Annotated in this window: 29 protein-coding genes; 2 read left to right on the top strand and 27 right to left on the bottom strand. The window is 68.5% G+C overall.

The window, feature by feature from the left end; translation table 11 throughout:
* The 22 genes from GA0070622_RS04470 to GA0070622_RS04565 form a co-directional block, all read right to left on the bottom strand.
* On the bottom strand, positions 1-1,647 hold the full coding sequence (locus tag GA0070622_RS04470; RefSeq protein WP_091568901.1) for a terminase: 1,647 nt from the start codon (positions 1,645-1,647) through the stop codon (positions 1-3).
* Positions 1,644-2,273, bottom strand: coding sequence for a hypothetical protein (locus GA0070622_RS04475; protein ID WP_141684517.1), 630 nt, complete (start codon positions 2,271-2,273; stop codon positions 1,644-1,646). The genes GA0070622_RS04470 and GA0070622_RS04475 overlap by 4 nt, the downstream gene beginning before the upstream one ends.
* A gap of 184 nt (positions 2,274-2,457) precedes the next feature.
* Positions 2,458-2,736 (bottom strand): DUF7213 family protein, encoded by a 279-nt coding sequence (locus GA0070622_RS04480; protein WP_091568906.1) that lies wholly within the window; start codon positions 2,734-2,736, stop codon positions 2,458-2,460.
* Between the two features lie 545 nt (positions 2,737-3,281).
* Complete coding sequence (locus GA0070622_RS04490) at positions 3,282-4,127, bottom strand: DNA-methyltransferase (RefSeq protein WP_091568911.1); 846 nt, start codon at positions 4,125-4,127, stop codon at positions 3,282-3,284.
* Between the two features lie 67 nt (positions 4,128-4,194).
* Positions 4,195-5,289 (bottom strand): hypothetical protein, encoded by a 1,095-nt coding sequence (locus tag GA0070622_RS04495; RefSeq protein WP_091568913.1) that lies wholly within the window; start codon positions 5,287-5,289, stop codon positions 4,195-4,197.
* Positions 5,286-6,356 carry an HNH endonuclease gene (locus tag GA0070622_RS04500; RefSeq protein WP_091568915.1) on the bottom strand — a complete coding sequence of 357 codons (1,071 nt, stop codon included), beginning with the start codon at positions 6,354-6,356 and terminating at the stop codon, positions 5,286-5,288. Before GA0070622_RS04500 ends, GA0070622_RS04495 begins: the two co-directional genes overlap by 4 nt.
* A gap of 101 nt (positions 6,357-6,457) precedes the next feature.
* Entirely contained in the window at positions 6,458-7,075 is a 618-nt protein-coding gene (locus GA0070622_RS04505) for a hypothetical protein (protein ID WP_091568918.1), read from the bottom strand.
* Entirely contained in the window at positions 7,072-7,356 is a 285-nt protein-coding gene (locus tag GA0070622_RS31925) for a hypothetical protein (protein WP_141684519.1), read from the bottom strand. Before GA0070622_RS31925 ends, GA0070622_RS04505 begins: the two co-directional genes overlap by 4 nt.
* A 207-nt stretch (positions 7,357-7,563) precedes the next feature.
* Positions 7,564-8,661 carry an ICP22 family protein gene (locus GA0070622_RS04510; protein ID WP_091568921.1) on the bottom strand — a complete coding sequence of 366 codons (1,098 nt, stop codon included), beginning with the start codon at positions 8,659-8,661 and terminating at the stop codon, positions 7,564-7,566.
* A gap of 127 nt (positions 8,662-8,788) precedes the next feature.
* Positions 8,789-8,974, bottom strand: a complete 186-nt coding sequence (locus tag GA0070622_RS04515; protein ID WP_091568923.1) for a hypothetical protein — start codon at positions 8,972-8,974, stop codon at positions 8,789-8,791.
* Positions 8,964-10,001, bottom strand: a complete 1,038-nt coding sequence (locus tag GA0070622_RS04520; protein WP_091568926.1) for a hypothetical protein — start codon at positions 9,999-10,001, stop codon at positions 8,964-8,966. Before GA0070622_RS04520 ends, GA0070622_RS04515 begins: the two co-directional genes overlap by 11 nt.
* Positions 9,998-10,210, bottom strand: coding sequence for a hypothetical protein (locus GA0070622_RS04525; protein WP_091568929.1), 213 nt, complete (start codon positions 10,208-10,210; stop codon positions 9,998-10,000). The genes GA0070622_RS04520 and GA0070622_RS04525 overlap by 4 nt, the downstream gene beginning before the upstream one ends.
* Positions 10,203-10,529 (bottom strand): hypothetical protein, encoded by a 327-nt coding sequence (locus GA0070622_RS04530; RefSeq protein WP_141684520.1) that lies wholly within the window; start codon positions 10,527-10,529, stop codon positions 10,203-10,205. Before GA0070622_RS04530 ends, GA0070622_RS04525 begins: the two co-directional genes overlap by 8 nt.
* Positions 10,529-10,684 (bottom strand): hypothetical protein, encoded by a 156-nt coding sequence (locus tag GA0070622_RS32400; RefSeq protein ID WP_176710418.1) that lies wholly within the window; start codon positions 10,682-10,684, stop codon positions 10,529-10,531. The genes GA0070622_RS04530 and GA0070622_RS32400 overlap by 1 nt, the downstream gene beginning before the upstream one ends.
* 61 nt (positions 10,685-10,745) lie before the next feature.
* Positions 10,746-11,108, bottom strand: a complete 363-nt coding sequence (locus tag GA0070622_RS04535; protein ID WP_141684521.1) for a hypothetical protein — start codon at positions 11,106-11,108, stop codon at positions 10,746-10,748.
* Positions 11,105-11,383, bottom strand: a complete 279-nt coding sequence (locus GA0070622_RS04540; RefSeq protein ID WP_091568937.1) for a hypothetical protein — start codon at positions 11,381-11,383, stop codon at positions 11,105-11,107. Before GA0070622_RS04540 ends, GA0070622_RS04535 begins: the two co-directional genes overlap by 4 nt.
* A complete protein-coding gene (locus tag GA0070622_RS33415) occupies positions 11,380-11,514 on the bottom strand; it encodes a hypothetical protein (RefSeq protein WP_281186919.1) in 135 nt (44 codons plus the stop codon). The genes GA0070622_RS04540 and GA0070622_RS33415 overlap by 4 nt, the downstream gene beginning before the upstream one ends.
* Positions 11,511-11,723 (bottom strand): hypothetical protein, encoded by a 213-nt coding sequence (locus GA0070622_RS04545; RefSeq protein WP_091568939.1) that lies wholly within the window; start codon positions 11,721-11,723, stop codon positions 11,511-11,513. The genes GA0070622_RS33415 and GA0070622_RS04545 overlap by 4 nt, the downstream gene beginning before the upstream one ends.
* Entirely contained in the window at positions 11,720-12,169 is a 450-nt protein-coding gene (locus tag GA0070622_RS04550; RefSeq protein ID WP_091568942.1) for a hypothetical protein, read from the bottom strand. The genes GA0070622_RS04545 and GA0070622_RS04550 overlap by 4 nt, the downstream gene beginning before the upstream one ends.
* Before the next feature lie 226 nt (positions 12,170-12,395).
* Complete coding sequence (locus GA0070622_RS04555; protein WP_141684522.1) at positions 12,396-12,857, bottom strand: hypothetical protein; 462 nt, start codon at positions 12,855-12,857, stop codon at positions 12,396-12,398.
* 79 nt (positions 12,858-12,936) lie between these two features.
* Entirely contained in the window at positions 12,937-13,221 is a 285-nt protein-coding gene (locus tag GA0070622_RS04560; RefSeq protein ID WP_218060566.1) for a hypothetical protein, read from the bottom strand.
* The gene (locus tag GA0070622_RS04565) at positions 13,221-13,472 is read right to left on the bottom strand and encodes a helix-turn-helix domain-containing protein (RefSeq protein WP_091568948.1); all 252 of its coding nucleotides are present in this window, start codon (positions 13,470-13,472) and stop codon (positions 13,221-13,223) included. Before GA0070622_RS04565 ends, GA0070622_RS04560 begins: the two co-directional genes overlap by 1 nt.
* A gap of 221 nt (positions 13,473-13,693) precedes the next feature.
* On the opposite strand from GA0070622_RS04565, the gene GA0070622_RS04570 reads away from it, so the two are divergent.
* A complete protein-coding gene (locus GA0070622_RS04570; protein ID WP_141684523.1) occupies positions 13,694-14,173 on the top strand; it encodes a hypothetical protein in 480 nt (159 codons plus the stop codon).
* 202 nt (positions 14,174-14,375) lie between these two features.
* On the opposite strand, the gene GA0070622_RS04575 is transcribed toward GA0070622_RS04570, so the two are convergent.
* The 5 genes from GA0070622_RS04575 to GA0070622_RS04595 all read right to left on the bottom strand — a co-directional run bounded on the left by GA0070622_RS04575 (position 14,376) and on the right by GA0070622_RS04595 (position 22,795).
* Positions 14,376-15,632, bottom strand: a complete 1,257-nt coding sequence (locus GA0070622_RS04575; protein ID WP_342672780.1) for a tyrosine-type recombinase/integrase — start codon at positions 15,630-15,632, stop codon at positions 14,376-14,378.
* Between the two features lie 60 nt (positions 15,633-15,692).
* Positions 15,693-16,550, bottom strand: a complete 858-nt coding sequence (locus GA0070622_RS04580) for a hypothetical protein (protein ID WP_091568956.1) — start codon at positions 16,548-16,550, stop codon at positions 15,693-15,695.
* A gap of 493 nt (positions 16,551-17,043) precedes the next feature.
* Entirely contained in the window at positions 17,044-17,505 is a 462-nt protein-coding gene (locus GA0070622_RS04585) for a WapI family immunity protein (RefSeq protein WP_091568513.1), read from the bottom strand.
* Positions 17,502-19,322: an IS481 family transposase gene (locus GA0070622_RS04590; RefSeq protein ID WP_245666118.1), complete on the bottom strand. Its 1,821-nt coding sequence runs from the start codon at positions 19,320-19,322 to the stop codon at positions 17,502-17,504. The genes GA0070622_RS04585 and GA0070622_RS04590 overlap by 4 nt, the downstream gene beginning before the upstream one ends.
* Before the next feature lie 632 nt (positions 19,323-19,954).
* Positions 19,955-22,795 (bottom strand): HsdM family class I SAM-dependent methyltransferase, encoded by a 2,841-nt coding sequence (locus tag GA0070622_RS04595; protein ID WP_091568959.1) that lies wholly within the window; start codon positions 22,793-22,795, stop codon positions 19,955-19,957.
* A 353-nt stretch (positions 22,796-23,148) separates the two neighbouring features.
* Here GA0070622_RS04595 and GA0070622_RS04600 point away from each other — a divergent pair, with 353 nt between their 5' ends.
* Positions 23,149-25,263 carry an AIPR family protein gene (locus tag GA0070622_RS04600; protein ID WP_218060567.1) on the top strand — a complete coding sequence of 705 codons (2,115 nt, stop codon included), beginning with the start codon at positions 23,149-23,151 and terminating at the stop codon, positions 25,261-25,263.
* Positions 25,264-25,448 lie beyond the last annotated feature (185 nt).

A 25,448-nucleotide genomic window follows, 5' to 3' on the forward strand; every position in this document is an offset into this window, starting at 1 on the left:
TCACCTCCTGACGATGATCTGCTTGCGCTTCTTGCGTTTCCAGCCGCCCTTGGCGATCGCGTCCAGGCGGGCCTTCCAGGACAGGCACCCGGCCATCGCCAGGTCGATGTACTTCGTGGAGTCGGGCCGGATCTTGTAGATCGTCCACAGCGGTGTCTCGTCGTCGTCGCGGACGTTGAGGTCACCGCGGACGGCGTTGCCGATGTGGTCGGCGTAGGTCTTGTCGCCGTTGTGGGTCAGCTCGCCGGAGGTCTGCGCGGTGCGGTAGGCGCGCATCGCCTGGCCGATCTGGCGGGGCCGGTTGGTGTACCACTCCAGCACCCGCCGCTCGCCGTACCGGCCCGACCAGCGGGCCACGGCGGACTCGAAGCGCGGCGGGTCGGCGTACACCAGCCGCACCGCGTACAGGTCCATCGCCTCGGTCAGGACGCCGTCGACGTCGTCGTCGGTGACCTCCCAGCCCTCGGCGTCGTCGGGGCGCACCCAGTAGCGCAGCGGCCACTGGAAGCCGGTCTCGATGTGCGTGGCGATGAACCCGACCGCGTCGCGCCAGCGGGCCCCGTCGAAGCCGATGGTGATCGGTTCGCCGTGCTCGATCCGGATCGCCGGGCGGGCGAGGGTCTTCGTCCACCTGGCGGCGTCGAACGCGTTGCGCTCGGCTGACCGGCGGCGGTTGAGCCAGACCCGCTGCCAGTACATCTTGTCGGTGTCCGGCTGGTGGTACAGCGACGCGATCGACTCGACCTGGCCCTCGAAGTCCGGCCACAGCGCGATCGCCGGGCCGGAGGCCTCCCGGATCGCCGCCTTGAGCTGCTCCGGATCGTCGAGGTCCTCGTCGTCGCGCCACGGCGCCTCGCGGTGGAAGAAGAACAGCGACGCGTCCTTCACCTTGCCCGCGGCGATCATCTCCGCGTACTGGTGCGTGTCCTCCGCGCAGGAACCCTGCCCCTCCCCGTAGGTGGTGGTCGTCTCCAGCTCCCACGCGTCGGCGAGCACCCGCTTGGGCAGGTTGTTGCGCATGGTCTGCCGGGCGTCCTTGAGCCTCGGCAGGATCATCCGGTGGGTCTCGTCGAAGTGCTGGTGCGTCGTCCGGGCGCCGTCGGCCGCCGACGGGGAACCGGCCACCGCGAGGGCCTTGCCCTCGCCGTCGATGCGGGTGATGTGGTCCTTACCCGCATCGAACAGGTCCGCGTCCGGACCCTCCTGCACGATGAACAGCAGCGCCCCGTACGCCAGCTCCTCGGTCTGCTCCTCGGTGTAGGCCAGCATGGGGATGTACGGGTCGGTGACCGGTGCACCGACCGGTTGCCAGATCCCGTCGACCAGCTTCCAGCCGTCGGTGCGCACCGGCGCTTCCGGGTGCAGCTCGCCGTACGCCACCCACGCCGCGAGTTCGGTCTTCGCCACACCCTTGCGCAGCGACCACGCCACCCGCTTGAAGCGCCGGCGGCCGGCGCGCGGGTGCCCGCGCGGGAACACCTCGTAGGCGCGGTAGATCAGCGCCCGCTTCTCCTGGTCGATCACGGCGGGGCGGCCTCGCAGGTCGCCCGGGCCGTGCACGGCCCGCTCCTCCAGGAAGTCGCACAGCTGCGGCCCGAGACTGGGCCAGGGTTGCTCGTCCAGCGGGGGGACGACGAAGACGCTCACACCGCCCGCAGCGCCGCGAGGGGATCAGCCGCCGGCTGCACCGCCGTCGCCGGCGGCGTCTCGGCATCCGCCCGGTCGCGGTCGCGCTCGGCGCGCTTGGCGGCGGTCTCGTCGACAGCTACCTCCCAGCGCAGCCGCAGCATCGCCATCGGCGACAGGCCGAGGCGGTCCGACCACTGCCGGGCCTCCTTGGCCGCGGCGAGGTCGCCCAGCTCGGCGAGGACCTTGTGCCGGACATACTGCGCGACGTCGCGTGTCCAGCGCAGCCGCTCCCACGCCACCGCCTGCGGCAGCCGCCACAGGTCGCGCCACAGGTCGGCCTCCAGCGCCCGCTGCGCTCTCATCTGCGCCTTGATGATGGCCAGCTTCTCCTGGGTCGTCTCCAGCCGTCGGCGCACCGAGGCCTCCTTGCGGGTGCCCTCCAGCTCGGCCAGGTCCTCCTCCAGGTCCGCGACCGCGGCGGCGAGCAGGTCCCGACGCGCGGCCATCACCACGTCGGGCACCAGCGGCCAGTTCGGTGCCCGCCGTCCTCCGCGCCCTTCGGCCGGCAGCCGGGTCGTCGCGACCGTGGCGTTGCGGCGTCGGCGCTGTCCCGCCGGCTTCGGCGGCGGTCCCATCCCTGCCATGATCGGCTCCCTCTCGCGGCATCGCGCCGCAGACAGCCGGGCCGTCACATCGCGTGACGGCCCTCAGGTGTGCCGGATCTCCCAGACCCGTACACGGCAATCTCTACCTCCCCGGCGGTACTGCTGACCTGGGGTCTTGGGGGTCACCCCCCACCCCTCCGGGGTCGATCACTCTCCGTGACATTCAGTGATCCTCGTCCAGGGTCGCGATCGTCTTGCGTGTGCGCGTTGCCGCGTACTCGACGAGCCCAAGGATGCGGTGCACGGGGACCGCGTCGTCCCGGTTGAAGCAGCCGACAGCGGTCACACCATGGCCGTGGTCGTCGAACCGCTGCTGCGCACTGATCACCACGTACTCGGTGAGCACCCACGCCTGGCCATCGTCGGCGTACGCCAGTAGCACCTGCTCGATCGCGGCGGTCAGCGCCTGATCGGCGGCCACCTGCTCGGGGGTGCGGCTCATCGTTGGTTCCACCCTCCCGGCTGCTCGGCCGCGGTGTGCTTGGCGTGGCACGGACCGCACAACCCGCGGCCGCGGGCTGGATCGTTGGGGTCGTCGCCGGCGGCGACCAGGTCGCGTCGGTCGCGGGGCCAGTGGTCGGCGTGCCGGGACGGGCGCAGGCACTGGTCGCCGTGGCCGTGGCCTCGGTCGGTGCAGACGCACAGCGGTTCCTTCCGCAGCACCCGGCGGCGGAAGCGCCGGCGGTGGCGGTGGTCGTAGCCTCGCTCGCCGGCCGTGCCGCGTGCCGCCTCGGCCCGGGCCACACAGTCCGGGCACCGGCCGGCCGGGACCGCCTCGACACAGCCCGACCCGGTTGGGCCGGGGCCGGAGCAGACCTTCCACGCCCTCGGCACCGCCGACCTCCAAGGCCAACGCCGGAGGCCCCGACCTGGTGGTCGGGGCCTCCGTCCGGGAGCCGATCCCCGGTGACTGGCGCGGTAGCTGTGTAGTGGACGCACTGGTCCTACTGGCAGGTCAGCGTACGCCCAGCTCAACCGTTGATCAAGTCAGGTCGTGGCGGGAGTGTCCTGCCTGGCCTGACGGTCGATCTGGACGCGGCTGTCGAGGACCTGGGCGATGCTCGGGCCCGCCGCGGCGTCCAGCTCGACGTGGCCCGGGGCTGCGTCTCGCAGCCGTTCGGCGGCGACCTGCTGGTAGTGCTCGGACAGCTCGACTCCGACGAACCGGCGGCCGGTCTGCAGCGCGGCGACACCGGTGGATCCGGATCCGGCGAACGGGTCGAGCACCGTGCCCCGGGGCACGCACACCTGGGCCAGCTCGGCCAGCAGCGAGACGGGCTTCTCGGTGATGTGCCGCCTCGCTACGCCGCGGGGCTGGCTGGCGGAGTACAGGCCGGGCAGGTACACCGGGTTGCGGGTGGCGTCGATCGGACCGTTGGATCCCCAGAGCAGGTACTCGCACTCGGCCTTGAAGCCGCCCTGCCGGGGCCGGCTGATCGGCTTGTGCCACGGCACGATGCCGCGCCACAGCCACCCGCCGGCCTGCAGCGCGTCGGACGTGGCGGGAAGCTGCCGCCAGTCGGTGAACACCAGCAGGCTGGCGCCCGGCCGGGCCGCCCGGAGGCAGTGGGCCAGGACCAGGGACAGCCAGGCTACGTAGGAGTGCTGGTCGCGGTTGTCGCCGGTGAAGTCGGCCAGGTGGTGAGCGGCGTCGCCGGAGACGTACTTGTCCCGGGCGGACTGCTTGGTGCGGTCGGACTGAGTGCGGCCGCCGCTGTTGTACGGCGGGTCGGCGAGAACCAGGTCGACGCTGCCCGCCGCGAGGGTGGGCAGCACGACCAGGGCGTCGCCGCCGTGCAGGGTTGATCGGTCGTCGGTGTGAAGGATGGTCATATCTGGCGTCCCCCGTTGCACAGATGGATGGTCTGTCGCGCCAGCGTGCGACACGGACGTCCCGGCGTCAGCCGCCGGCGGCGGGGCCCGGGACGGAAGAAGTGGGCGCACTGGTCCCACTGGCGTCCGAGCGTACGCCCTGGTCAGGCTCGTGATCAACCAATGCGGCCTGCCGCTCGCGCGAGGCCTTCGCCGCGGCTCTGCGGGCCCGGTCTTCCTCGTCGCGCCGGCGTTGCTCAGCCAGCTCGTCGAGGACGGTCAGCACATCGCCGAAGCGGTAGAGCGGACGGACCCACACGTCGACGGCCAGTTCCTGCGGGCCCTCGGCACCGTCGAGCTCGACGGTGGCCTGCCTCAGCCGGCCGCGCTGCGCGAGTGCCCGCAGTTGCCCGGGCGTGCACACCCGGCCGAGCCGGGCCGCCGCGGTGGCGAGCTGGGTCGCGGTGCCTCGCACGTCGCGGGCCTCGTCGAGTAGCCACCGGACGCGGGGCCCGGTCTGGTGGGTGGTCTGACAGCCGGGGCAGCGGACCCAGGTGACGCCGGGCCAGGCGTACAGCTCGGTGGTGCACCGCTGCTCCGGATCGGCGTCGATCGGTGTGAGGCAGGTGCCCGCGTACCACCGGTCGGCGGGGTTCTCGACCAGCCGCTTGACCGCGTGCGCCGCGCCGAGCAGCTCCTCGGCGGCGTCGGTGGCGTCGGGCTGGCGGCGCAGCCAGTGCAGGTGCTCGACGACGAAGCGGGCCGCGGCCGCCACCGGGTGCTCGGCGCGTCGGTCGCGGATCTCGTCGCATGAGGGGTGTCCACACCGGCCGGGCAGCGCGGTCCATCCGGCGATGCAGAGCGGCCCGACGACTCGGGGGCGTCGGCGAGGCAGGGGCACGGCTCGGGCGGTGGCGATGTGGTCCATCCAGGTGACCACGACGTGGGCGGCCGCCCAGGCCGCGTTCGACGCCTTGAGGTCGACGGGGATCGGTGGCTCGGTCGAGCGGGGGCCGTCGCGGTCGCCGTATCGGGCCTGCCGGGTGATGTTGACGTCGGGCTCGCCGGCGAGGTCGGCCATCTCCTGGAGGGCGTGCCCGACGGGCCGGTAGCACTTCGGGCAGACGTAGCCGCCGGTCGGGTCCGGCCGGCCGCACCAGGCGCAGTCATGGAAGGAGGTCACCGGGTCTCCTCGTGGGTGGCGGGTGGGGTGGCGGGCACGGAGCCGGGAGGCCAGGCGTAGTCGGGAGGGGCGGTCGGAGGAGCGGGTGCTCGCGAGCGCCGGTGGTAGATGTCCGGGGAGTCCGGGGCCCTGGCGGGTTGGGTGGGGCGGCGGGTCGGATCAGGGTGATCAGGGCGGTGCCCGACCCGACCCTCCCCGGCACCCCCCTCGACCGTCGCGGACCGTTGTTCGTGCTGGTGACCGCCGTTCTGCGGATACACCTCACCCGTGGTGTTGTCGTTCGGATCAGCGATCCGGTCGTCTGTTCGATCAGTGATGCGATCAGCGTTCGGATCAGCGTCTGATCGGTGATCGGTCGCTGTTTCGTCGGTGATCTGTTGCTGATCGGGGAGGTCGTTGAGGACCTGGTCGCGGTTGGTCCAGGCGGCCTTCTCGGAGGACGTGGGCTCGGCCAGGAGGACCATGTCGGCCTCGTACGGGGTGCGGTGGCCCTTGTGCTCGTTGCAGCGGGCGCAACAGACGACGAGGTTGACGCCGTCCTCGCCGGCGGGCAGGTCCGGGTCGACGTGGTCGAACGTGAGGACCTTGCGGCGGTCGCGGGCCCGGCCGGCCTTCGCGCTCAGCGGCCCGGAGCGGCAGTAGCGGCACGCGCCGGCGTCGCGGGCGTAGACCATGGCCTTGAGTGGTGCGGAGCGCAGGTCGGCCTTCTGGGCCTGGTTGCGTTCGTACTCAGCGCGGCTCGGGTTGCGGCGCAGGAAGTTGTGGATCCGGTAGTCGTAGCCCTCGATCCAGGCGTCGCCGAGGCAGCGGCACTCGTCGCCGGGGCGGTGCAGCAGCGGCTGCTCGTCGAGGACCGGCGTGCACAGGAGGTCGAGATACTTGCGCCGGCGGGCGTACCGGACGGCGGTGGGCTCGGTGAGGTAGCCGTCCTTCTTGATGTGGCTGGCCTTGGCCTTGAGGCGGCAGTAGGCGGCCTGGAGGTGGTCGACCAGGTTGGCGTCGCCGGCGGCGAGGACGTCCCAGACGGCCTCGTCCGCGAAGGTGTCGCTCTCCAACCAGTAGGGCATGCAGTCCGCCTAAAGATCAACTTTGTTCGATGGGTGTTCTAAAACGCGATCGGCGCGACCACCCCGCCGAGGGGTGGCCGCGCCGTGTGAAGGCGGATCGGTCAGGTCGGGAAGATCCGGTGCCACCACCGGGTCCGGGGTTGCTCGTCGACGAGCACCGGCAGTGCAGGCGCCGGGGCCGGGACAGCGGCGGCCGCCAGGGACGCGACCCAGCGCAGACGCGCCTCGTCGATTCGCCGGGCGTCGACGGGCTGGCCGAGCGTGGGCTCACGGCCATCCGTCATGTCGGCCAGCTCGCCGAGCAGATGCGCGGCCAGCTCGAAGGCGCTCGGGCCCGCCGGGGTGGCGTTGACGATCAGCGCGGCGATCAGGCTGGTCATCAGCTCGCCGCGCAGGTCACGGGCGAGCCGGCCGCGCAGCTCCGGCTCCAGGCGGCGGCTGGCTGCCTGTGCCTCGGCCAACTCCTCGGCCAGGCGCAGCCGCTCAGCGTTGGCCCGGTCCGCCTGCTCCCGGTACCGGTCACGCTCGCACTCGGCGTTGGTGACCGCCTGGTGCAGCTCGTCGACGCGGCCCCACGCGAAGGCCAGGCCCTCCTGCTGCTCCTGGCACACCCGGTTGAGTCGGATCCGCTGGTCCAGCAGCGCGTCGATCGTCGGCCCGTACACGCGGCGGGCCTCCGCCCGGGCGGCCAGGTCAATGCTGATGTCGGTGTGGGTCACGGGGTTCCTCCAGGGGTGGCGGGTTTGCAGGCAGGGCAGCGGGAGCCAGGAAGGCCCCAGACGGGCCGGTAGCACCCGACGCAGGCCACGTACTCGTAGCCGGCGGGCGGGGACGGCTCGGAGCGTTCGGCGGCCTCGGGCGGTGCGTCTCCCGCGAGCGCGGCCTCGACCAGGGCGCGGCCGCGGCGGGCCCGCTCGGCGGCCTCGGTCGGGGTGCGGGCCTGTCGGGCGGCCAGATCGGCTTCCCAGGCGGGCCGGCCGCGCCGGCGTGGCCCGGTCACCGGGCGCTCCCGGCGGCGGGCGTCCCAGAGGTCGCGGGCCGGGAGAAGTCGGCGGTGAACAGCGTTAGCTGCTCGGCGCGGCACTGCATGTAGCACCGATTTGTGCCCGAGCAGGCGCCACACACGAACAGAATTCCTGCGGACTTGCCGTCGCAGAGAGGGCATCGTCCCGTACCGCGACAGGCTCGACATGTCAGGGCCACCTGGTCACTCCCCGGTTCGATGAGTCAGCGTGAGCGCGGCCTCGACGAGGGCACGGCCGCGCCGGGATGTCGCGGCGAACTGCGCCGCCGGCGTGTGGCCGACGACCGGCCGGCCATCGTCAACCGGTACCGCCTGGGCAGCCGGCGTCGCCGTTGGCGCCGGGGTGGCCGTGCGGTTGGTATCGGGCAGGAGACCGAGCTGGTGGGCGGCGCGGTGCCAGTGCGGGCACGCCTCGTGCAGCAGCCGGCGCGGCGTCTTCGTCTTCGGGTCGGTGGCCGCCGATCGGAACGCCGCGGCGACCAGCGTCCAACTGCGCTCCTGGACCGCGTTGTCGGCCAGGACCTGGCGCAGCACCCGGGGCGACCAGTCCGGGCGGGCGGCGATCAGCTCCGCGGCGAGGTCGTCCTCGACGCTGCGCGGTTGGGGTTGATCTGCCGAAGGCGTCTCCTCCTTCTCCTGGCCGGTAGCCGAGGAACCAGAAGGAGGAGTAGGAGGTTCTACTTCATCAGGTTCAACTTCTTTAGGTTCCCGCCCCGAAATGGGGGTGACAGGTTCCCCCGAATCGGGGGTGACATGTTCCCCCCGATCGGGGGTGACAGGCTCGTCGGCCTGTTCCCCCGAATCGGGGGTGACAGGGCTGACCTGGCCTTTCGCCTTTGCCTTGGCCCGGCGCGCGTCGCGCTTGGCCTTCTCGTCGGCTCGCTTGAGCGCGATCAGCGCCCGGTGCTCCTCGTACCACGCCTTGAGGGTGGTCTTGCCGGTGTAGCCGGGCGGGGGGAGCTGGTGCACGGTGTAGGTGTTGCGGCGGTGCAGGCCGCTGCGGTCGACGTCGACGGCGCCGAGGGTCACCAGCTCGTCGAGGTAGCCCTTGATCTTGTCGCCGCGGGACATGCCCATCAGCACGGCGAGGGTCAGCGTGCTGGTCATGACCATGTCGTCGTCGCGGGAGCGGTTGACGTGCATCCGGAGGACGACGTAGAGGGCGATCGCGCCGGGGCTGACTCCGGACAGGGCGACCCAGTCGTGCACGTCGGTCCACTGCGGCGACTCGCGGCCGCGCTTGAGGTCGACGTCGGCGCCGGTGGTGCTGTTGGCGGTCACGCCCGGCCTCCCGTGAGTCGGTCGGACGCGGTACGGTTGGTGCTTCTCACGCTTGGCCTTTCGAGGTTGAGCAGTCGGCGCGGCACCCCTGGACCGGGTGCCGCGCCGTTCTTGTCGGTGAGCAGGTTCATGCAGCCCTGGCCTTGGGGCTCAGGGCGTCGAGCAGCACCCGGCGGCGGTGCTGCTTCGGGCTGTCGGACGGGTTGACCGGCTGCGGCGCGGGCGCCGGCGGCGGAGCGGACTGCTCGGCGGCGACCTCGCTCGGGTCGCCGTAGCGTTCGGCGAGGGCCTTCCGGAGGCGGTCATCGGCCATCGGGCACCTCCTGGTCGACGTCGCCGCCGTGGGTGCGGCAGAGCCCGTTCAGGAAGGGGCGGGCCCCACAGGGGGTGGTCCCGGTCGGGGGTAGCCACGGGCAGGCGGGCCGGCCGTCCGGGTGCCGGTCGCGGGCCATGTCGGTCAAGCCCTCGCGCATGGCGGCGGTCAGGTCGGCGGCGCTGTCGCCGTGGACGTCGATGCGCTCCAGGCCGTAGTGGTTGTGGTAGCCCGTCCAGAGGCCGTCGCCGTTGGACCAGGTGCGGGCGTGCCAGTCGGTCCACCGTTGCCGGAACTCGTCGTCGCGGTGCTCTTTGATCGACGGGTCGGCCAGCGAGGTTTCGTAGCGCCACCACAGCTCGCTGGCGGCGGAAAGCACCCCCATCGGTGTCTGGGTCCACCCTGTGCCGACGTAGATGAGGCGTCGGCCGATCAGCGGCATCAGGTACGGCACGAGCCGGTCGGCGTCGATCGCCCCCGGCGTGCGGGCAACCTTCGGGCTCGGCCACTTCGGCCAGACGAGGATGTCGACGAGCGGCTGCCCGTCGAGCGCGATGGCGTGGACCTCGATCGGGCAGCCGTGCCCGAGCTGCCGGAGCGCGATCAGGACGACGTCGCTGTCGAGGATGGCGGTGCGCGCCCAGTCGACGGCCCGCTGCCGCAGCGTCAGCCAGGCCGGCCGGGCGGCGGCGAGCCGCTCCAGGCGGTTGCAGCCGAGGCACAGCCGGCGGCCGCCGTGGTTGCGCGCGAGCGGGGTGTCCCTGGTTGTGGCGCAACGCGCGCAGGTGCGCGCCGCGGTCCAGGCGGCCTGCCGCCGCGGCGAGAGGGCCGGCAGGGTGGCGGAGGCGGACACCTCGTAGAGCGGGGCGTGCTTGTTGCCGTGGTAGAACAGCATCGCCACGGCGGGTTGCCCCTGGGCGGGGCGGCGCCGCTGGCGGCGCAGCATCGTCGCGGTGGCCATGCCGTCCGGGATCTCGTCGACCCGGTAGACGGGCAGGCCGCCCGGGCTCAGCTTGCGGGCGGTCATCTCGCTCCTTCGCTGGTGCGGACGTGGACACGGATGTACTGGCGGTAGCGGCCGGCGTCCGGGCCCACGAGGACGCTCGGGTCGCCGACCTCGATGAGGCGGCCGGCGGCGGCGAGCTGCGACCGCAGGCCGATCAGCTCGTCCCAGCTCCCGATGGCCCAGACCTCCAGGCCGAGGGAGGCGTTGGCGCGGGGCTTGGCGCTAGGCACTGTGGCCGCCGAACGGCCACGGCTGGCGCGGCTGGGTGGCGTCCAGGGCTGCGTACGCGGCGCGGGTGAGCCGGTAGCGGGTCGGGCGGGCGTAGCCGAGGCGGGCCAGCTCGGCGATCGCCATGCGCAGCAGGTCGTCCCGGACGTCCCGGTCGGTGGCCTCCAGGACGTCAGTCACCTGGTCGCCCGGGCAGACGCCGGCGTGGGGGCACGCCTCCGCGTCGACGTGCTCGTCGGCGGCGGAGACCAGGTCGACGAGCGCGGCGCGGGTCTGGTCGATCCGGGCGGTCAGCGCCGGCGGCGGGGTGAAGTCGTCCATCACCACTCCCGTTCGCCGAGGATCCGGGCTTCGAGTTCCTGCGCCTCGGGTGGCGTCGGCGGCATGGTCGGCTCCGGGTGCTGGACGTCGCCGGCGCGGCCGAGCTTGTTGCACTCCCGGCACGGGGCGAGCCCGGACCACGGGTCCGCGGGCACGCCGTCCTGCCGCACGTACCGGTGCGGCAGGACGGTTGGGCGAGCGGGCCGGCGCGGCGACCTAGACACCGCTGGCGGCCTCGACGGTCATGCCGAGCAGCGGCGCGATGTTGCGCACGAGCATCCGCGCCTCGTACACCGGGATCAGCGTCAGCGGGCCGCCGGCGACCTGCACCGCGAGGTTGGTCTGCTGGTCGGCGGCCTCGTCGAGGGTGCGTCGCTTCCTGTCGGACTCGCCGAACCACAGCGACCCGGGCCGCTGCAGCTGAGCGACCACGAGCACCGCGTCGCCCCCGGTCAGGCTGATCACCATGCGGTGCGGGACGCCGCGGTGCACGCCGCCGGCGGCGGGCAGGGACGGGACCTCCGCGTCGCAGAGGGCGGGCTCGCACCAGTCCGGGTGCGGCAGCGTCACGAGGCTCATCGCGCCACCGCCGAGGCCAGCGCGTTGAACAGGCGGGCCGGCTCCAGCGACGCGATCCGGAGCACGCCCAGGTGCTCGTCGACGACCTCGCGGTGCGGGGCCGCGGCGATCGCGCCGATGACCGGCCGGCCGGAGAGGTCGGCCAGCGGGTGCCAGTCCTCGGTCGCGCCGAGGTGCTCCGGCTCCCGGGCGAACCGGTCGCCGAGGAAGTCCCTCACCGCGGCCGTCAGGGTGGCCACGGCGGTTCGGCCGGGGCAGGTCAGGGTGGTGGTCATGCGCTGGCTCCGATCAGGAAGAGCAGGAAGGCCCACACCAGGCGGAAGCCGCCGATGAGGACGGCCCAGAGGGCGAGGCAGATCAGGACGAGGACGATCAGCGCGCCGGCGGCGCGCATCGTGTCGGTCACGAGGACTCACCGCCGGTCTTCTTGCGTGGCTGGCGCTTCGTCGGGGCTACCTCGACGAGGCCGAGCATGGGCAGGAGGTCGGCGTTGCCGGTGCGCTCCAGGTAGCGGCGAGCGTCGGTCTGCTGCTGGTCCCGGTAGATGCGGTCCGCCATTGCGGCGGAGACGCGGGCGGTGTTTACGCCGCCATCGATCTTGTCGATCTGGCTCATGCGGCACCGTCCAGCGCGTCGTGCTCCAGGTCGACGAGCGCTTGCACGGCCAGGCGGTGCAGCGCGGCGACCGCAGCGGGCCGGCGCAGGTTCGATGTCGCGTTCGGGCCGACCTCGACCGTCCAGCGGCCGAGGTGCCACAGGTCGCGGCTCAGCTCGCCGAGGACGGTCGGGTCGTCGACGGGGCCGGTCTCGGCGACGGCGTGGGTGCCGTAGTCCATGAGCCGGACCGCGTGCACGGCCCGGCCGAGCGCGGTCAGCCGCCAGTAGTCGCCCGGCCGGTCGCGGTCGAGCTCGACCCAGCCGGCCTGCTTCAGGTCGGCGATGGTCGCGGTGACCTTGCGGTCGGCGCGGATGTACGAATCGTTGATCGCGTCGCGGAAGACGCGGCCGGCGGCGACCTGGTCGAGCAGGGCGCGGCGGGCCGGGGTCGGGAACAGGCTCACGCCGCACCTCGCAACGCCGGGTCCGTGATCGGAGCCGGCAGAACCAGCGGCTGGCGGATGGCGTCCAGCAGCTCGCCGGTCACCCCGTACGAGTCGAGGGTCAGGCACTCACCTTCCGAGACGTCAGCCCGGTCGGGACCGGGCAGAGTCTGCGTGGCAGGAAAAGCGGGCTGCTCACCCGTGCGCGGATTGCCGGGAAGCTGCGGCGGGTTCGGCCAGGGCGACGTCATCGTCCGCCGCCGCTCTGCGCGATCTGCGCCTCCAGCTCGGCGACCTTGGCCTCCAGCTCGGCCCTGGACCGCACCTTCTCCTGCCGGGTCGGAGGGTTCGGTATCCGCGCCGACGCGACGAGCCGGACCTTCCCGTGGTTGGTGCGCATCTCCCGGTTGGTGGTTCGGGTGCGTCCCCGTCCCTCGGTCTTCGTCTCGGCCTTGACGCCGAACGCGGAGGCCAGCGCGTCCACGATCGGCGTCGAGCGCTCCCCGTCCTCCTGGTTGTAGTTCGAGTAGATGGAGACGTAGGGGCCGAAGACGGGCGGGGTTGGCGTGCCGGCGAGGGTCGCGATCCGGTCGGCGACCTGGCGCAGTTCGTCGGCCATGGTCAGCCAGTGGTCCGGCTTCGCCGGCTCGGTGTTGTTGCGGGTCTGCGGCTGCCCCATGGTGGGCACTTCCGCTACGATGTCGGTCATCTGAATCTCCTGGTCTTGGCGGGTCAGGGACAGGTACTGCGGGCCCTCTGCCGTTCCAGCGGCTGAGGGCTCGTGTCGTTCACGCCGCACGACGGCGCTTCTTCGCACTCGCGAGAGCCATCCGGCGGTAGTGCGCCTTCTTCAGCCGGTCGACCGCGGCCGCCAGCTCCGCCGGGCTGAGCACGCCGTCCGGGTCGGCCTGGCGCTCCCACTGCCGCTGCCGGGCCGCCCGCGCCGGCGCGAGCGCGGCCGTGCGGTCCTCCTGGGTGTTCACCCGGGACCAGCGGGTCAGCGAGCCGAGCGAAGCGGTCAACTGCCGCTGCGACGGCGGTAGCGCCGCGAAGCCCTGCGTCTCGCGGCCCATCAGGCCACCGCCTTGTCGGCGCGGAAGGCGTCGGAGCGGGCCGGACGCAGAATGCGAACGAGCGACGCATGGACGGTCACGCTGCAGCGGAGCGAGTGACCCAGCTCCAGCTTGCTGATGTACGGCTTCGTGACCCCGACCCGCGTGGCGAGCTGCTCGATCGACAGCCCCCGCTGCTTCCGCGCCTCCCGGATGGCATCGCCGTTGACGGCGATGAAGGCGCTTGCGCGCGATCCCCTGGAAGTCGTCATGGCGGAAACTATAGGAACCTGTGTGGCAAGTTGGCAACAGGAACCTCTAGGAATCCTGGAAGGTTGCGCAAGCTGCGGTGAGGTTCTTAAGGCGGGGTTAATTCACGTACGCAGATGGCGCAGTGCTGCCGTCTCGGGGTTTCGGTTTCCTGCGGTTTCCTGGCATCCTGTGGGTAGCTGTCAGTAGCCGACCCGAAGTGCAGGACTTGATGACCAGACAGATGACCGAGGACGACCGAGCGGCCATCGGCAAGCTCGTCGAGCGTCATCGGGCTGCACTGCGTCTCGCCGTTGAGACGGTCGCCGCGCGAGCGCCGATGAGCGCGGTCACCTGGACCAGGGTGGAGAAGGGGCTACCCGTGCGTCTCGGGACGTACGGAGGCGTCGAAACCGCGTTCGGCTGGGCCCCAGGGGCGGTGCTGCGGTTCCTTGATACCGGCGAGGATCCGCAGGATGTTCAACCGGCGCCGCGCGTACCGAGGGACCTTGTCCAGGAGGTCCTGGACCTGGACTGCAAGGACGCGGTGAAGGTGCTGCTGGTGAGAGCGGTTCGATCGGGGAGCAAGCCGGTCGACGCGGTCCTCGACTCCGACGCCCCGGACGGGGACAAGGTGGCAGCGATCCGGGCGCTCCGCGAGCTCAAGCTCACCGTCGGCGAGCAGCAGGCACCCGAAGACGTCCGGCCGGCCAAGCCTGCCTAGTTGGCGACCACTCGCTTATCGGGTTTGCGCAAGCGGTGATCATGCGGAAGCGCTGGAAAGGCACGACGCTAAACGGCGCTTCTGCTTGTAAGCGAGATGTCGCCGGTTCGATCCCGGCCGGGGGCTCCAACACCATCAGGCGTTTCGCGGCGGTGGCCGCCACGAGACGGCCCGATGACAGCAACGCTGACGGCAACGCGGTTCATGACAGCCGCCCGTCGAGCTTGCCGAGCGCCTGACGCATCGCATCAAGGTTGGCGTGAGCGTAGACCTTGAGGGTGATCTTCACGTCCGCGTGGCGGGCGATGGCCTGAACGACGTGCGGCGGGACGCCCAACTCCATCAGCAGCGACACGACCGTGTGCCGCAGATCATGAAGGCGGACACCGGGCAGACCGGCGGTCTCCCGAAGCCGAGCAAACGAACGGCTGAGGTTGGTCGGCTCCAACGGGGTGCCCCGCTCGGAGGGGAAGACGAGGCCGTGGTCCTGCCAGACCTCTGCGAGCGCAGTCCGTTCGGCCTGCTGGCGCTCCTGGTGCTCAAGCAGAGCGAGCCAGGTGACCTCGGGCAGCGGCAACACCGCCTCCGAATCCTCGGTCTTGGCGTCCAGGACGTGGAGCTGTCCCGCCACCCGCTGGACGGTCTGCTGAACCCGCAAGGTGCCCTCGTCCAGGTCGACGTCCGACCAGCGGAGCCCGACCAGTTCACCGCGCCGGAGGCCGATCGTGGCGGCCACGACGTAGAGCGCGTGGAGCCGATGACCAGCAGAGGCGGCGAGGATCTTGCGCACCTGGCCGACGGACAGACCCTTACCGACCTTGTAGCGAGGCGAGGGAACCCGGACGAGCTTGGCGACGTTGCAGGGCACCAGCTCCTCGCGCATCGCGTGTTGGAGCGCGTTGCGCAGCAACGCATGCACGAACTGAATCTGCCGTGCGCTGGGGTAGCTCTCGCAGCAGCGGTCAACGGAGCAACACCGCCGGTCAGCAGGACGAATGTCGTTGAGGCCATTGGTGCAGCAGAGGCACTTGCGCCGGAAGTCGTCCATGAACGCCTTGACGTGCTGTACCTGCAAGCCATCGAGGCGCTTGGTGCCGAGTGCGGGGATCAAGTGCAGACGTACTGCGCTCTCGTATCCCCGCGCGGTAGTGGGCTTGAGGTCAGTGACGAAGGCGGCCAGCCAGTAGGGCAGGTAATCGGCGAGCTTCCAAGCCCGATCGGGTACGGGTATGCCGCGCTGGGATCTCGACTTCAGCTCGGTGAGCTTGGCATGGGCTTCCTCCCAGGTGGCGCCGTAGACGAACTTGCGCTTACGGCTGCCGTCCGTCGTCAGGACGTATGCCTGTCCGACCCAGCGGCCATCGCTGGCGCGCTGGTAGATGGAGCCTTCGCCAAACCTGTACGTGCTCCAGATGAGCAGCGGAGAGCGGATCGGCCTGTCGCGGGTGCTGGCCAGCAGGCGTCATGACGAGCTGCTGCGGCAGTGGCGTGAGGTGGCCCGTCCGTCGCCTACCCCGGTCTATGGCCCCTTCACTTCCCTGACGTCCGAGCCCCTTCGGACCGGGCGCTCACCGAATCGCTTATTGTATCGAAGCACCGTCTGCACCTGCATATAGCGTGTCATCGCGTTCACCGCGTCTCTCACCCGCCGCCGGATCAATCGCCTCAGCCGCATGATCCGCAGAACCGGGGTAGAGATCGGCCAGAAATACTCCCAGAGGGCCGACCAGAATGGGTGGCGGAGCTTCCGCTGCCGTGGCCCCCGGAGTCTAATGGGGGGATCGGTACCTAATTTGGACCACGCGTAACCAGCGGCGTCGATGAAGTCAATGGAGACGTCGGCAAACCTCAACATGTCCACCGACGGCACGGGCGTAGTGAAGACATACATAGACACCTCGTCGTCGAGCTCTGCGCCGGGTCCGAGGTGTCTCTTGTAGTACATGTTCTTCCGTCCGCGTCGGACGGCTTCTTCCGCGAGGGCCATCCGCTGGCCGCGCGATTTGTGGCTGTTGCCCGCAAAGATGCTGGGGTGGTTTCCTCGGCTGTCGCCCGCAAAGGTGCCGAGCTGGCCCCCTCGGCTGTCCCGTATCTGCACGTACAACTCGTAGATGGGCCCGCTGCTGTAGTTCCTCACGCCCAGATAGACGTGCTCGACAGTCCCGTCATCGGCTATCCCGGGGTTCCTGAGTCCAGCGGAGACGAGCCTGGCATGCGCGGCATCGGCATCTTCCTTGTCCTCGCGTCGTGCTCGCAACTCGTGGCGGAGCAGGGCCCCGGTGATGATGACGGCGAGCGTGGAGACGCCAACACCCACCAAGCTGCCCCACGCTTGCAGCCAGTCGGTGATCTTCGGAGCATCAGCAACGAGCAGCACCGAGCCAGGGTAAGGCCCCGGATCAACCCAGCGCGCCCCCGCCGGTCTGAAGCCTGGCGCCCTTACATCGCATGCCCGATCCCTCGGTGGTCTCGGCCCCCGGACACTGGCCGGCAATAGGAAGAAGACGATCCCGGCGATAGGTGCCGACGATCATCGTGAACGCACCGGCGATCTTCATGGTGCGCAGATGGCGGCGGGCTCCTGTGCCTCAGATCAGCCTGCCGCGAAGACTGCCACACGAAGCGACAGTCCGGGGCGACCGGCTGCCGGCTGCCGGCTGCCGTGTGATCCGACAGCTGATGTGCGACGCAGCTCCGCCAGGTGCTCCGCCAGGTGATGTCGAGTCTCGGGACCTGCGTGACAGGTCAGTCTCGGGACGTGGGTGACACGTCCGGCTAGACGACTGCTAACTCTGGTGAGGGTAGCTGGCGATCAGTTGAGGGAGGTTTTCCTGCGACTGGCCGTCTGACGGGTTCTTCAGACGGGGGGGTCAGGGCTGCCCGAGGAGTGGGTAGGCACTTTCGAGTGCCGACAGGGCTGTGAGCATCGCTGGGATGTTGGTCTGGTCGAGGCCGGTGATGGCGAACGTCAGGCGGTTCCCGATGCCGGGATTGTCGGCAAGCTCTCCGGTGACGGACAGCGAGCCGTTCGGGCGGCAGGTCACGGTCAGTGAGATCCATTGTTCAAGTGAGGTGAGCACTGCTTCGCCGCGTAGTTGTTGGTTGATCAGCTCTAGCCCGTGTCGGAAGGTCTGTAGTTCATCGACACGTAGCCCGGCGGCGAGCTGTGCTGAGAAGCCGCCCACGTGGGCCGAGATCGGGCTGATCAGCCAGTTGCCGTCCCAGTAGTCGGTGCTGCCGGGGTGCATTCTTCCCATGACGCGGACCGTTAGATGGTCGTCGTTGGGGAGTCCGATGACCAGTTCGGGGGGTTCGGTCACGCCGGTGATCATGCCATCCCTTCCCGGGTGGACGTCTTCTGTCTGGGTGGTTCGGGTTTGCGGACCTTGAACCGGGCGATGGGCTTGGTGGTGGTGCGGGGCACTTCGCTGAGGAGCTGGTCGCCGTCGTGGACGCGGAAGGTGGTGTCGGCGGCTTCGACGGTGAGGGTGGTTCCGGCGTGGGCGATGCCGACGTGGATGCGTTGACCAGCGATGACCAGGGATCCTCGGCAGCTGACGCGGCGTTCGACCCGCAGGGGTTCGGGTGCCGGTGTTGGTGGTGGTCCGGCGGGGCGGGCGTCGCGGATGCGGGCGACTTCGGCCGGTGTCAGCGGGTTGGGCAGGCTGCGCAGCAGGACGCCGTCGGCGGTGATCTGCATGAGGCCGCGGTCGAGGCGGACGGTGACGCGCCTGCCGGCGAAGTGGTAGCCGACGGGGTGTTGCCGGCCGGCGAGGCCGATCAGGCCGGTGGCGTTGACGAGCCGTTCGACCTCGATCGGGGCGCCGGCCTGGATGGTGCCGGTGGTGATCGGTGGTGGCCCGGCCGGTTGGCCGTCGTCGGCGAGGATCTGGCGCAGGTGCGCAGGGGTAAGTCGGGACGGGACGGTCTTGAGTCGGACGCCGTCGACGAGCAGGTGAACGACGGTGGTGTCGGCCCAGAGGGTCACCGGAAGTCCGGCGCGGGTGGGGCTGAGCCAGAACTGCTGTCCGCAGACGGTGAGGTTGCCCGAGGCGGGAACGAGGCGGGTGACCTCTACGGCCAGGCCAACGTCCCCGCTGGCGGCCACCGGCACTGGCGGGGCGACGGCATGCCCGGCGGGTGCTGGAGGCGTCGGTGCCGGTGTTGCTGGCAGTGGCCGGCGGGGTGCAGGGATGGTGGTGGCCAGCGCTGGCGGCAGCCGCAGCGGCAGCTGTTCCTCAGCCGGCTGGGCGGTGAAACGGTCGGCCGGGAACGCCATCCCGAGGGACTGGTGCGGCCGTTCGGTGTTGTATTCGTGCCGGAACACGTCGATCGCTGCTTGGGCCTCTTCCGGGGTGGCCCAGACCTCGACGTCGTCGAGTAGTTCGCGTTGCAGGGTCTGGTGGAACCGTTCGACCTTGCCGGTGGTGGTCGGTGAGCGGGGCTTGGTCAGCCGGTGAGTGATGCCGTTCTCTCGGCAGATCCGGTCGAACATCACCTCACCGCCGCCGCGGCCGAACCGGGCAGTGAACTGCTTGCCATTGTCCGTGAGGACCTCTTCGGGAATCCCGAACCTGTGCAGGGCTTCGGCGAAGGCGAGACAGATCGCCCGACCGGTGGCCCGGCGGACCACGGCGGCGATGACGCAGAACCGGGAGTGGTCGTCCACGCCGGTGACGACCTTCGCCTCACCGCCATCGGCCAGCTGAATACCGCCGACGATGTCCATCTGCCACAGTTCCATCGGCCGGCCACGTTCCCATCGCCGGTAGTCCTCACGCCGACGCCGGCGAGGTGTCGGATCGACCAGGCCGTGCCGGATCAGCACCCGATGCACGGTGATCCGAGACGGGATCGGACCCGGGCAGTCACGACGGCCAAGCTCATAGAGCAGGCGACGGGCACCCCATCGCGGGTGATCCCGGCGCAGCTCACAGATCAGCGCCTCCACCTCAGGAGAAGTCTGGCCAGGCGAGGAACGCGGCCGGCTGGACCGGTCCGCCAGCCCTTCCAAGCCCTCGTCCTGATACCAGGCCAGCCAGCGGTGCACCGCCTGGCGGGAGACCCCGAATCGTTCGGCGACGTCCGTGACCGTGGATCCGGCAAGCACGTCCTGGACGGCTCGATACCGCTGTTCCATCACGCTCATCTCCACCAACACTCGGCGGAGTGTCACCCAGGTCCTGACACCGATGTGTCACGCAGGTCCCGAGACCGGACAGCACCCTCCCAGAATCCCCGTTCAAAGTTTCTGTACGTCTTCAAGGCGGCCCTTGACGGGCCGCACGCGCCGCCGCCTGGGCGCGCGCCAGCCGCTGCCGCTGTCGCTCTGCGGCCGTCACGCCGGATGCCCGGCGGCTGGCGCGGAGAGCGGGGAAGCCCGGAGGGCCGCCGCAGCACGACAGGCCGTTGACGGGTGAGGGGTGGGCCGGCAGCCGGCCGGGCCGCGCGGCCACGAGCCCGCGCGGTGTAGGGGAGCGGACGCTGGCCGCGTCGGCGAGCTGGCGGCGGTCGCGGGGTTGCGGGTTAGAGCGCCTCCGGCGGGGGCGCTCCGGCTCCAGGATGGCCGGGGCTCCATCGGCGGGTCGCGGTCCGTGGGTGGTTGCGGTAGGCCATCCCGTCTGTCATCGACCCGGGACGAGCCGAGCAGACCACCGCCTGGCCCGCCAGCGTCCGTACGAGCCGTCAAGGTCCGCTTGACGTGGCGGGCCAGGCGGTGGCCCGCTCCCCGGGTGGGCGGGTCGACGGCAGACGAGATGGCGAGGTGCTCAGTTGCTCTGGCTACGCCAGTCTCACCGCCTTGCTCCACCGGCCCGTCTCTTCAAGTCGACTACGGATAGCGTCGAGCCTTTTAGCTGCTGCCGCAATCTTCCGTTGCCGTTCGAGATCGAGGGTTCCGTCGGCCATCACCGGAACGTCTACCGATAGTTGGCCTACCCGCTTCGTGTATAGCTTCGCCTCATAGAGATAGCCACCTTGAGCAATCGTCTGGCTTAGGGCGACGGCTAAGTAGTGAAGGTCGATCTCCTGGCTTGGCGCGTCGGCTTCACTCAGCCCGGTCAGACCCGCATGTTCCTCGAATGCGTCGTCGACTTCTTCGTCCACAATGGTGTCCACGGGCACACCGAGGGCGTCAGCAACCTTCTGCTTCTTCCATTTCCGCTCGGCCGGCCGTGACCAGGGTTGAACAATTACCACGTCGTCAGTCATGACGCAGTCGCTTTCGCGAAAGAAGACTGTGCCAACCGCCGAGGCCCCAGTCGCCATTACCGTTACCGACGGAAAGAGTTCGGGCCGTATCCCCCGATCCGAGAGCCAGATCCTGGAGATTTTTCCCTTGATGGTATCTCTACGGGTAAAGACGCTGTATACAGGAACCTCCCCAGGGTTCTCTCGCAAATCCACATTCCTAATCCGCACACCCGATCGAATCTGGAACCTCGCTGCGTTTGACAGGCGGATCTGAGTCATGTCGCCGGCGGTCAGCGATTCCAACTCTTCCCTGGCCTGGCGAAGTTCGTCCAGCAGGTCCATGAGGGTGTCCTCAGCGAACTTGATGAAGTCAGCGCGCTCAACCGTTTCGGTGCGCACGCCGAGCGCGACATACTCCTCGTCCGTCCAATGGCGTACAACATCCCACCGCTCATCTTTCGCGAACTCGGCGGAGGGTACTAACTTGGCAATGGGACTGTCCTGATAAAGAGTTGGGCGATCCACCTTGGGCGGAGAAGTTTTGAGGAACTGAACAAAGAGGTCTGCCAGCAGCGCGAGGTCATTTTCCTCGGGCGTCGCTACGCGCTCGTAGTCAAGCGTCTCCCCGATCGTACGCGCTAGTCCGCAAAACACCGGGGGCCGACTCTGATTCATGACGCGGCGCTTCTCGAGCACAAGAATGTAAGTCGGTTGCGCCGTGTTGAAGAAGGCGTTACGCGGAAGCTGAATGCTCGCAATAATGTTGCATTCTGCGAGCAGGCGAGACTTCATGAGATGTGCGGTTCGATTGAGTAGGCCGAGCGGCACGATGACGAACGCACGCCCTCCAGGCCGAAGTGCCCCAGAAATGTACCGAAGGAACAGCGACTCTACACCAAGTCCGCCATTGTCGTAGTAATCCTTGAGGACTGCCCCATTCCGGAGCCCGGATACGTGTTCGATCTCCTTGCGGTAAATCGATGATCCTTGAGTCACGTACGGCGGGTTTGTGAGGATGACGTCGACGCTGTCTCGCGGAGGGTGCTCAAGCGCCCCGAGCGTTTCGTTTCCGTTGAGCAGAATGAAGGTGTTGGCGAGTGCTTGGTTGAGTGCCGCCGGCGTTGTGCTGGAATCCCGCACTAGCTCCGACAGATGCAAAAGCATGTTCGCCTTGGCCAGGATATTTGTATCTACGTCTACTTCAACGCCGACCAGCTTCACTCGCTGCCGCGGCTTCCCGTCGACAAATTGAATATTGCCGGGAAGTGCATCGGCGAAGAGAAGGGGCTCGAGAAGGAAGCCGCCAACGCCGGCAGCCGGGTCTAGCACAACGGAGTCGTCCGGGAGTGAACTAAGTTGTGCCATCTTGACCATCGACTTGACGATATTTCGAGGCGTGAAGAATTGCCCTAGGCGCTGCTGACGGGCGCTGCGCCTGAGGAACATTTCGTATAGCCGCAACTTGAATTCGGGGTCGATGTTTGTCAGCGAGCCGAACTCCTGGAATGCGTCAAGAATTTCGCAGAAGGTTCGGTTGTAACTAGAGACGGTGACGGTCGACGACGACCGAAGAAAGGCGAAGCCGTTGATGATTGACGTGTGTGAGGTGATCGTGGCAAGACCAAAGAGCTCCGACACCTTGTCGTCATCGACTATTAGGCGATCGGCAAAAATCTGCTTGACTCTTGGTCGGATGGAGTTGACGTAGTATTCGATTTGCGAGGTGCCTTTTTGCTGCTTGAAATCCTCGGGGTCGAGGAGCAGTGCCTCGAAACGAAAATCTGCAGGGAGGACCGACAGCGGAAGGTTATCGCTGAGGAACTTGAGCATGAAGATCTCAACGAAGGTCAGGAGGCAGTCTTTCGGCTCGGCCTTGGTGGCGTGCCAGATGGTCTGCCAAACCGTCTCCGCGAGGCTTTTGGGGTCGCGAACCAAGCCGGACTCGCCACGGTGCAGATCGGCCAGGACTGCGGGGCTCAAGTCTCGGACTTCGTCGAACTCGACAACCTCTCCGGATGTCGCCGAGGTCGCAGCGTCAAGATATCGAAAACGGCTGCCGTCGGTGGTGATCGCTATGCCCACACCCATCGCGAGAGCGGCGACGATAGCCTGCTCGGCCGCTTCCTGAGCCTCCTCCTCGCTTCGGAGCTTCGACCTGTCCTTCCACTCGGCGACGGCGATGGGGACCAGGCGGCTATCCACTCTTTGGAGGTAGACCGCATCGGGACGACACGTGCTTGGCCTCTTGGGCGGCTTGTACCTTTTGGTAGGAAAACTGATGTTAGCGGCAGGGGTGAAGTCGAGCCCGAGCTGCGCGAGGGTTGAGACGGTTGTCGAGCCCAGCTCAAGCAGCTCGAAGTCTCCAAAGCGCTTGCCGCGTAGGCCGTTAGGGGTGAGGTACCCCTTCTTGACGATCTCTTCCTTGCTCACATCATCTCCACGCCGACTCGGTGATCAGAGTGACTGTAGTCGCGGGGCTGGCGTTGTCGTGATCCGCGCGCTGCTCGGTGCACTGGAAGGAGCAGGCGCTCGTCGCTGTGGCCCTTGACGCAAGGGCTCCGGAACACCCTGGGGGGGGGCCATCGAGCAACGGGGAAGCTCAGTAGGAGTGGACGAAGGCGGGCAGCAGATGGGCGCCAGCGGGCGAGAAGACAGCGGCGTCCCGTGCACGAGGACGCCGCTAACGGACGAGCATGAGACAATCCACACTCGTTTGACTGTGCCGCAAGCCGCCTAGGGGGTAACAGTTGAGTCCGACTAGCCCGCGAGCCGGCCACGGGGACGTGGCCCTGCAGGTGCGTCAGGTAGAAGCGTTCCTTCAATCGGTGTACGTAGACGGCGGCTTGCTGGACCTCAGCGACCTTGAGGGCAAGTCGGACGAAGAGCGCGAGCCCCGGACGTTATCGAGGGCCTTGGCCGCCCAGGCGGTCAGGATAGTCACCGGCTGGACTCCGCAGGAGGCTTCGCTCGTCGTCATCGACGGTATGGCGGACCAAGGTATAGACGCGATCGCGGTCGTGGATGGGGCGGATCCGCATGTCTACCTAGTGCAAGCAAAGTGGAGCAAGACAGGGAAGGCTAACTGCGATCGGTCGGCGGTAATGGAACTGCTTACCGGATTGCGGCTTATCGACGACGAGGACTTCGCACCATTCAATCCCCGTGGCCAGCAGCTGGCCGAGCGGGCGAAGAATGTCATGGCTAGCGGACCGGTGCCGGTTACGCAAGTCATCGCACTGATGCGCGCTGAGGAGGTGACCGCTGGCTTCCGCGTGGCCATTGAGAACGGGGAGACTGAGTTCAATCGCCACGGCGGCGTGCTAGGTCATCGAATCATCCTGGCCTCCGAGGTGTGGACTTCGGTTCGGGAGGATATAGCGCCAAAGCCAGTTGAACTGGCGGCTGACTTATTTCCGTGGTTTGCCATCAGCACCCCATACGAGTCGTACCAAGGTGTTGTTGAGGCGGAGCAGGTGTCGCAGTGGGTTACTCATGGCTCAAGCCTTTTCAGCCTTAATATTCGCAATCCCCTCGGCAGGACGCCGATCAACAATGAGATTATCGATACCCTCAGTCGGGAGCCGGCCCACTTCTGGTACTTCAATAACGGGGTAACGATCCTTTGTGAATCGGCCGAAAAGGTTCAGCAGTCCATGCGTTTCCCGCAATCGCGTCCGCTCAGCTTGACGCTGCGCAATGCCAGCGTCGTGAACGGAGCTCAAACCGTTCGTTCAGTCGCTGAAGCCGTTGCTGCTGATGAGGCCGCTGCTTCGGCCCAAGTCGGCGTGCGCATCATTGTTACGGGTAAAGCTGTCGACTTCGCTAAGCAGGCTACCCAAGCCACCAATCGCCAGAACCGCGTCGAGGCGAGGGACTTCATCGCGCTCGATCCGATCCAAGCCGCCATTCTTGAGGAAATGCGAGCCGAGCTAAGGCTCGAGTACAGCGTGCGCCGCAGCGAGCTGGAGCCACAACCGGACACCGGCTGCTCCGTCGTTGAGGCTGCATGCGCACTGGCTTGTGCTCATCCTGATAGCCAGTACGCCGCCCGCATCGCGACTACTCTTGATGTGCTGTGGGAGCGGGGTTCGCAGGGTATCTACGATGCCCTGTTCCGGCCGCAGCCTGGTGTCTATCTGCTTTGGAATGCAGTGCAGGTGCTGAGGCAGGTTAGGCGAACCCTCCACGAGTTGCGCCCACGCTACGCAGGGCGCGGTGCTGCCTTGGCCGAGTACGGCGTATATCTCCTTGCGCACCTCGTATTCCGCCGTCTCGATGCCGATGCAATTGACGAGCCCGATCCGAATCTCGAATGGGCGGAGCGCTCCGTCCACGAGACAAAACAGCTGGTTCGGGAACTGTTGCCCATTGTCGCTGGTGTGATCGATGAGCTCTACACAGAGCGTTCGCAGATCCGATCCGTTTGCTCGGATGTAGCCCGCTGCCGGGAGATAACACGGCGAGTGCTTGGCGGTCCGGGACCAGACCACCTCCCAGACCCGAACAAATACCGCCGGGTGCCGGCTCAACGCAAGCGCCGCCCGAATGCTGTCTCCGTTATCATAGATAAAGCGGTTCTCGCCGAGGGAGAAGCCCTCACGCTTTCGCCCCGTAACCGGTTTGAAGTCGAGGCATTGAAGGGTTGGCTCGCCGCGGATCCGAAGCGTGCACGGGCTACTTGGACCCCGCATCGCACCAAACCGATTGTTTGGGCAGCGGATGGCCTGCAATACTCACCGTCCGGCCTGATCTCTCGTATGTGGGAGCTCGCTCAATGGGAAGACCGGCCTATGGCGAACCAAGGAACCGCGCGGTGGGCAATTAGCACGGGTGAGACTCTGGCCGAGCTGGCGTGGCGTGCCCTTGGCGAACTTGAGTCGTCCGAGGAAAGTGCCTGAACCGGGGGCGACCTGACATCAGTCGGTGACATCAACGGTGGCGGCCGAGGCCGGACCAACGCGGACGGTTGTCACCTCTCGCCGAAAGCGCCTTGTAAGCGAGGTGCCACACGATCGATGGTCGGCACGAGCCGGCAGTCGGCAGGATGGGTCCGCATCCCACCGACGTCGAGCAGAGGCTCGAC

The sequence above is a fragment of the Micromonospora sediminicola genome, assembly GCF_900089585.1.
In the GTDB taxonomy this organism is placed as follows: domain Bacteria; phylum Actinomycetota; class Actinomycetes; order Mycobacteriales; family Micromonosporaceae; genus Micromonospora; species Micromonospora sediminicola.

Excerpts from the sequence above, each read along its gene's own strand:
- GA0070622_RS04535 (WP_141684521.1), bottom strand. The coding sequence starts at position 11,108 with ATGAGCCTCGTGACGCTGCCGCACCCGGACTGGTGCGAGCCCGCCCTC.
- GA0070622_RS04570 (WP_141684523.1), top strand. The coding sequence starts at position 13,694 with ATGACCGAGGACGACCGAGCGGCCATCGGCAAGCTCGTCGAGCGTCAT.
- GA0070622_RS04555 (WP_141684522.1), bottom strand. The coding sequence starts at position 12,857 with ATGACCGACATCGTAGCGGAAGTGCCCACCATGGGGCAGCCGCAGACC.
- GA0070622_RS04520 (WP_091568926.1), bottom strand. The coding sequence starts at position 10,001 with ATGACCGCCCGCAAGCTGAGCCCGGGCGGCCTGCCCGTCTACCGGGTC.
- GA0070622_RS04490 (WP_091568911.1), bottom strand. The coding sequence starts at position 4,127 with ATGACCATCCTTCACACCGACGACCGATCAACCCTGCACGGCGGCGAC.
- GA0070622_RS04480 (WP_091568906.1), bottom strand. The coding sequence starts at position 2,736 with ATGAGCCGCACCCCCGAGCAGGTGGCCGCCGATCAGGCGCTGACCGCC.
- GA0070622_RS04560 (WP_218060566.1), bottom strand. The coding sequence starts at position 13,221 with ATGGGCCGCGAGACGCAGGGCTTCGCGGCGCTACCGCCGTCGCAGCGG.
- GA0070622_RS04475 (WP_141684517.1), bottom strand. The coding sequence starts at position 2,273 with ATGGCAGGGATGGGACCGCCGCCGAAGCCGGCGGGACAGCGCCGACGC.
- GA0070622_RS04540 (WP_091568937.1), bottom strand. The coding sequence starts at position 11,383 with ATGACCACCACCCTGACCTGCCCCGGCCGAACCGCCGTGGCCACCCTG.
- GA0070622_RS04515 (WP_091568923.1), bottom strand. The coding sequence starts at position 8,974 with ATGGCCGATGACCGCCTCCGGAAGGCCCTCGCCGAACGCTACGGCGAC.
- GA0070622_RS04545 (WP_091568939.1), bottom strand. The coding sequence starts at position 11,723 with ATGAGCCAGATCGACAAGATCGATGGCGGCGTAAACACCGCCCGCGTC.
- GA0070622_RS04500 (WP_091568915.1), bottom strand. The coding sequence starts at position 6,356 with ATGCCCTACTGGTTGGAGAGCGACACCTTCGCGGACGAGGCCGTCTGG.
- GA0070622_RS04590 (WP_245666118.1), bottom strand. The coding sequence starts at position 19,322 with ATGAGCGTGATGGAACAGCGGTATCGAGCCGTCCAGGACGTGCTTGCC.
- GA0070622_RS04530 (WP_141684520.1), bottom strand. The coding sequence starts at position 10,529 with ATGGACGACTTCACCCCGCCGCCGGCGCTGACCGCCCGGATCGACCAG.
- GA0070622_RS04565 (WP_091568948.1), bottom strand. The coding sequence starts at position 13,472 with ATGACGACTTCCAGGGGATCGCGCGCAAGCGCCTTCATCGCCGTCAAC.
- GA0070622_RS04585 (WP_091568513.1), bottom strand. The coding sequence starts at position 17,505 with ATGATCACCGGCGTGACCGAACCCCCCGAACTGGTCATCGGACTCCCC.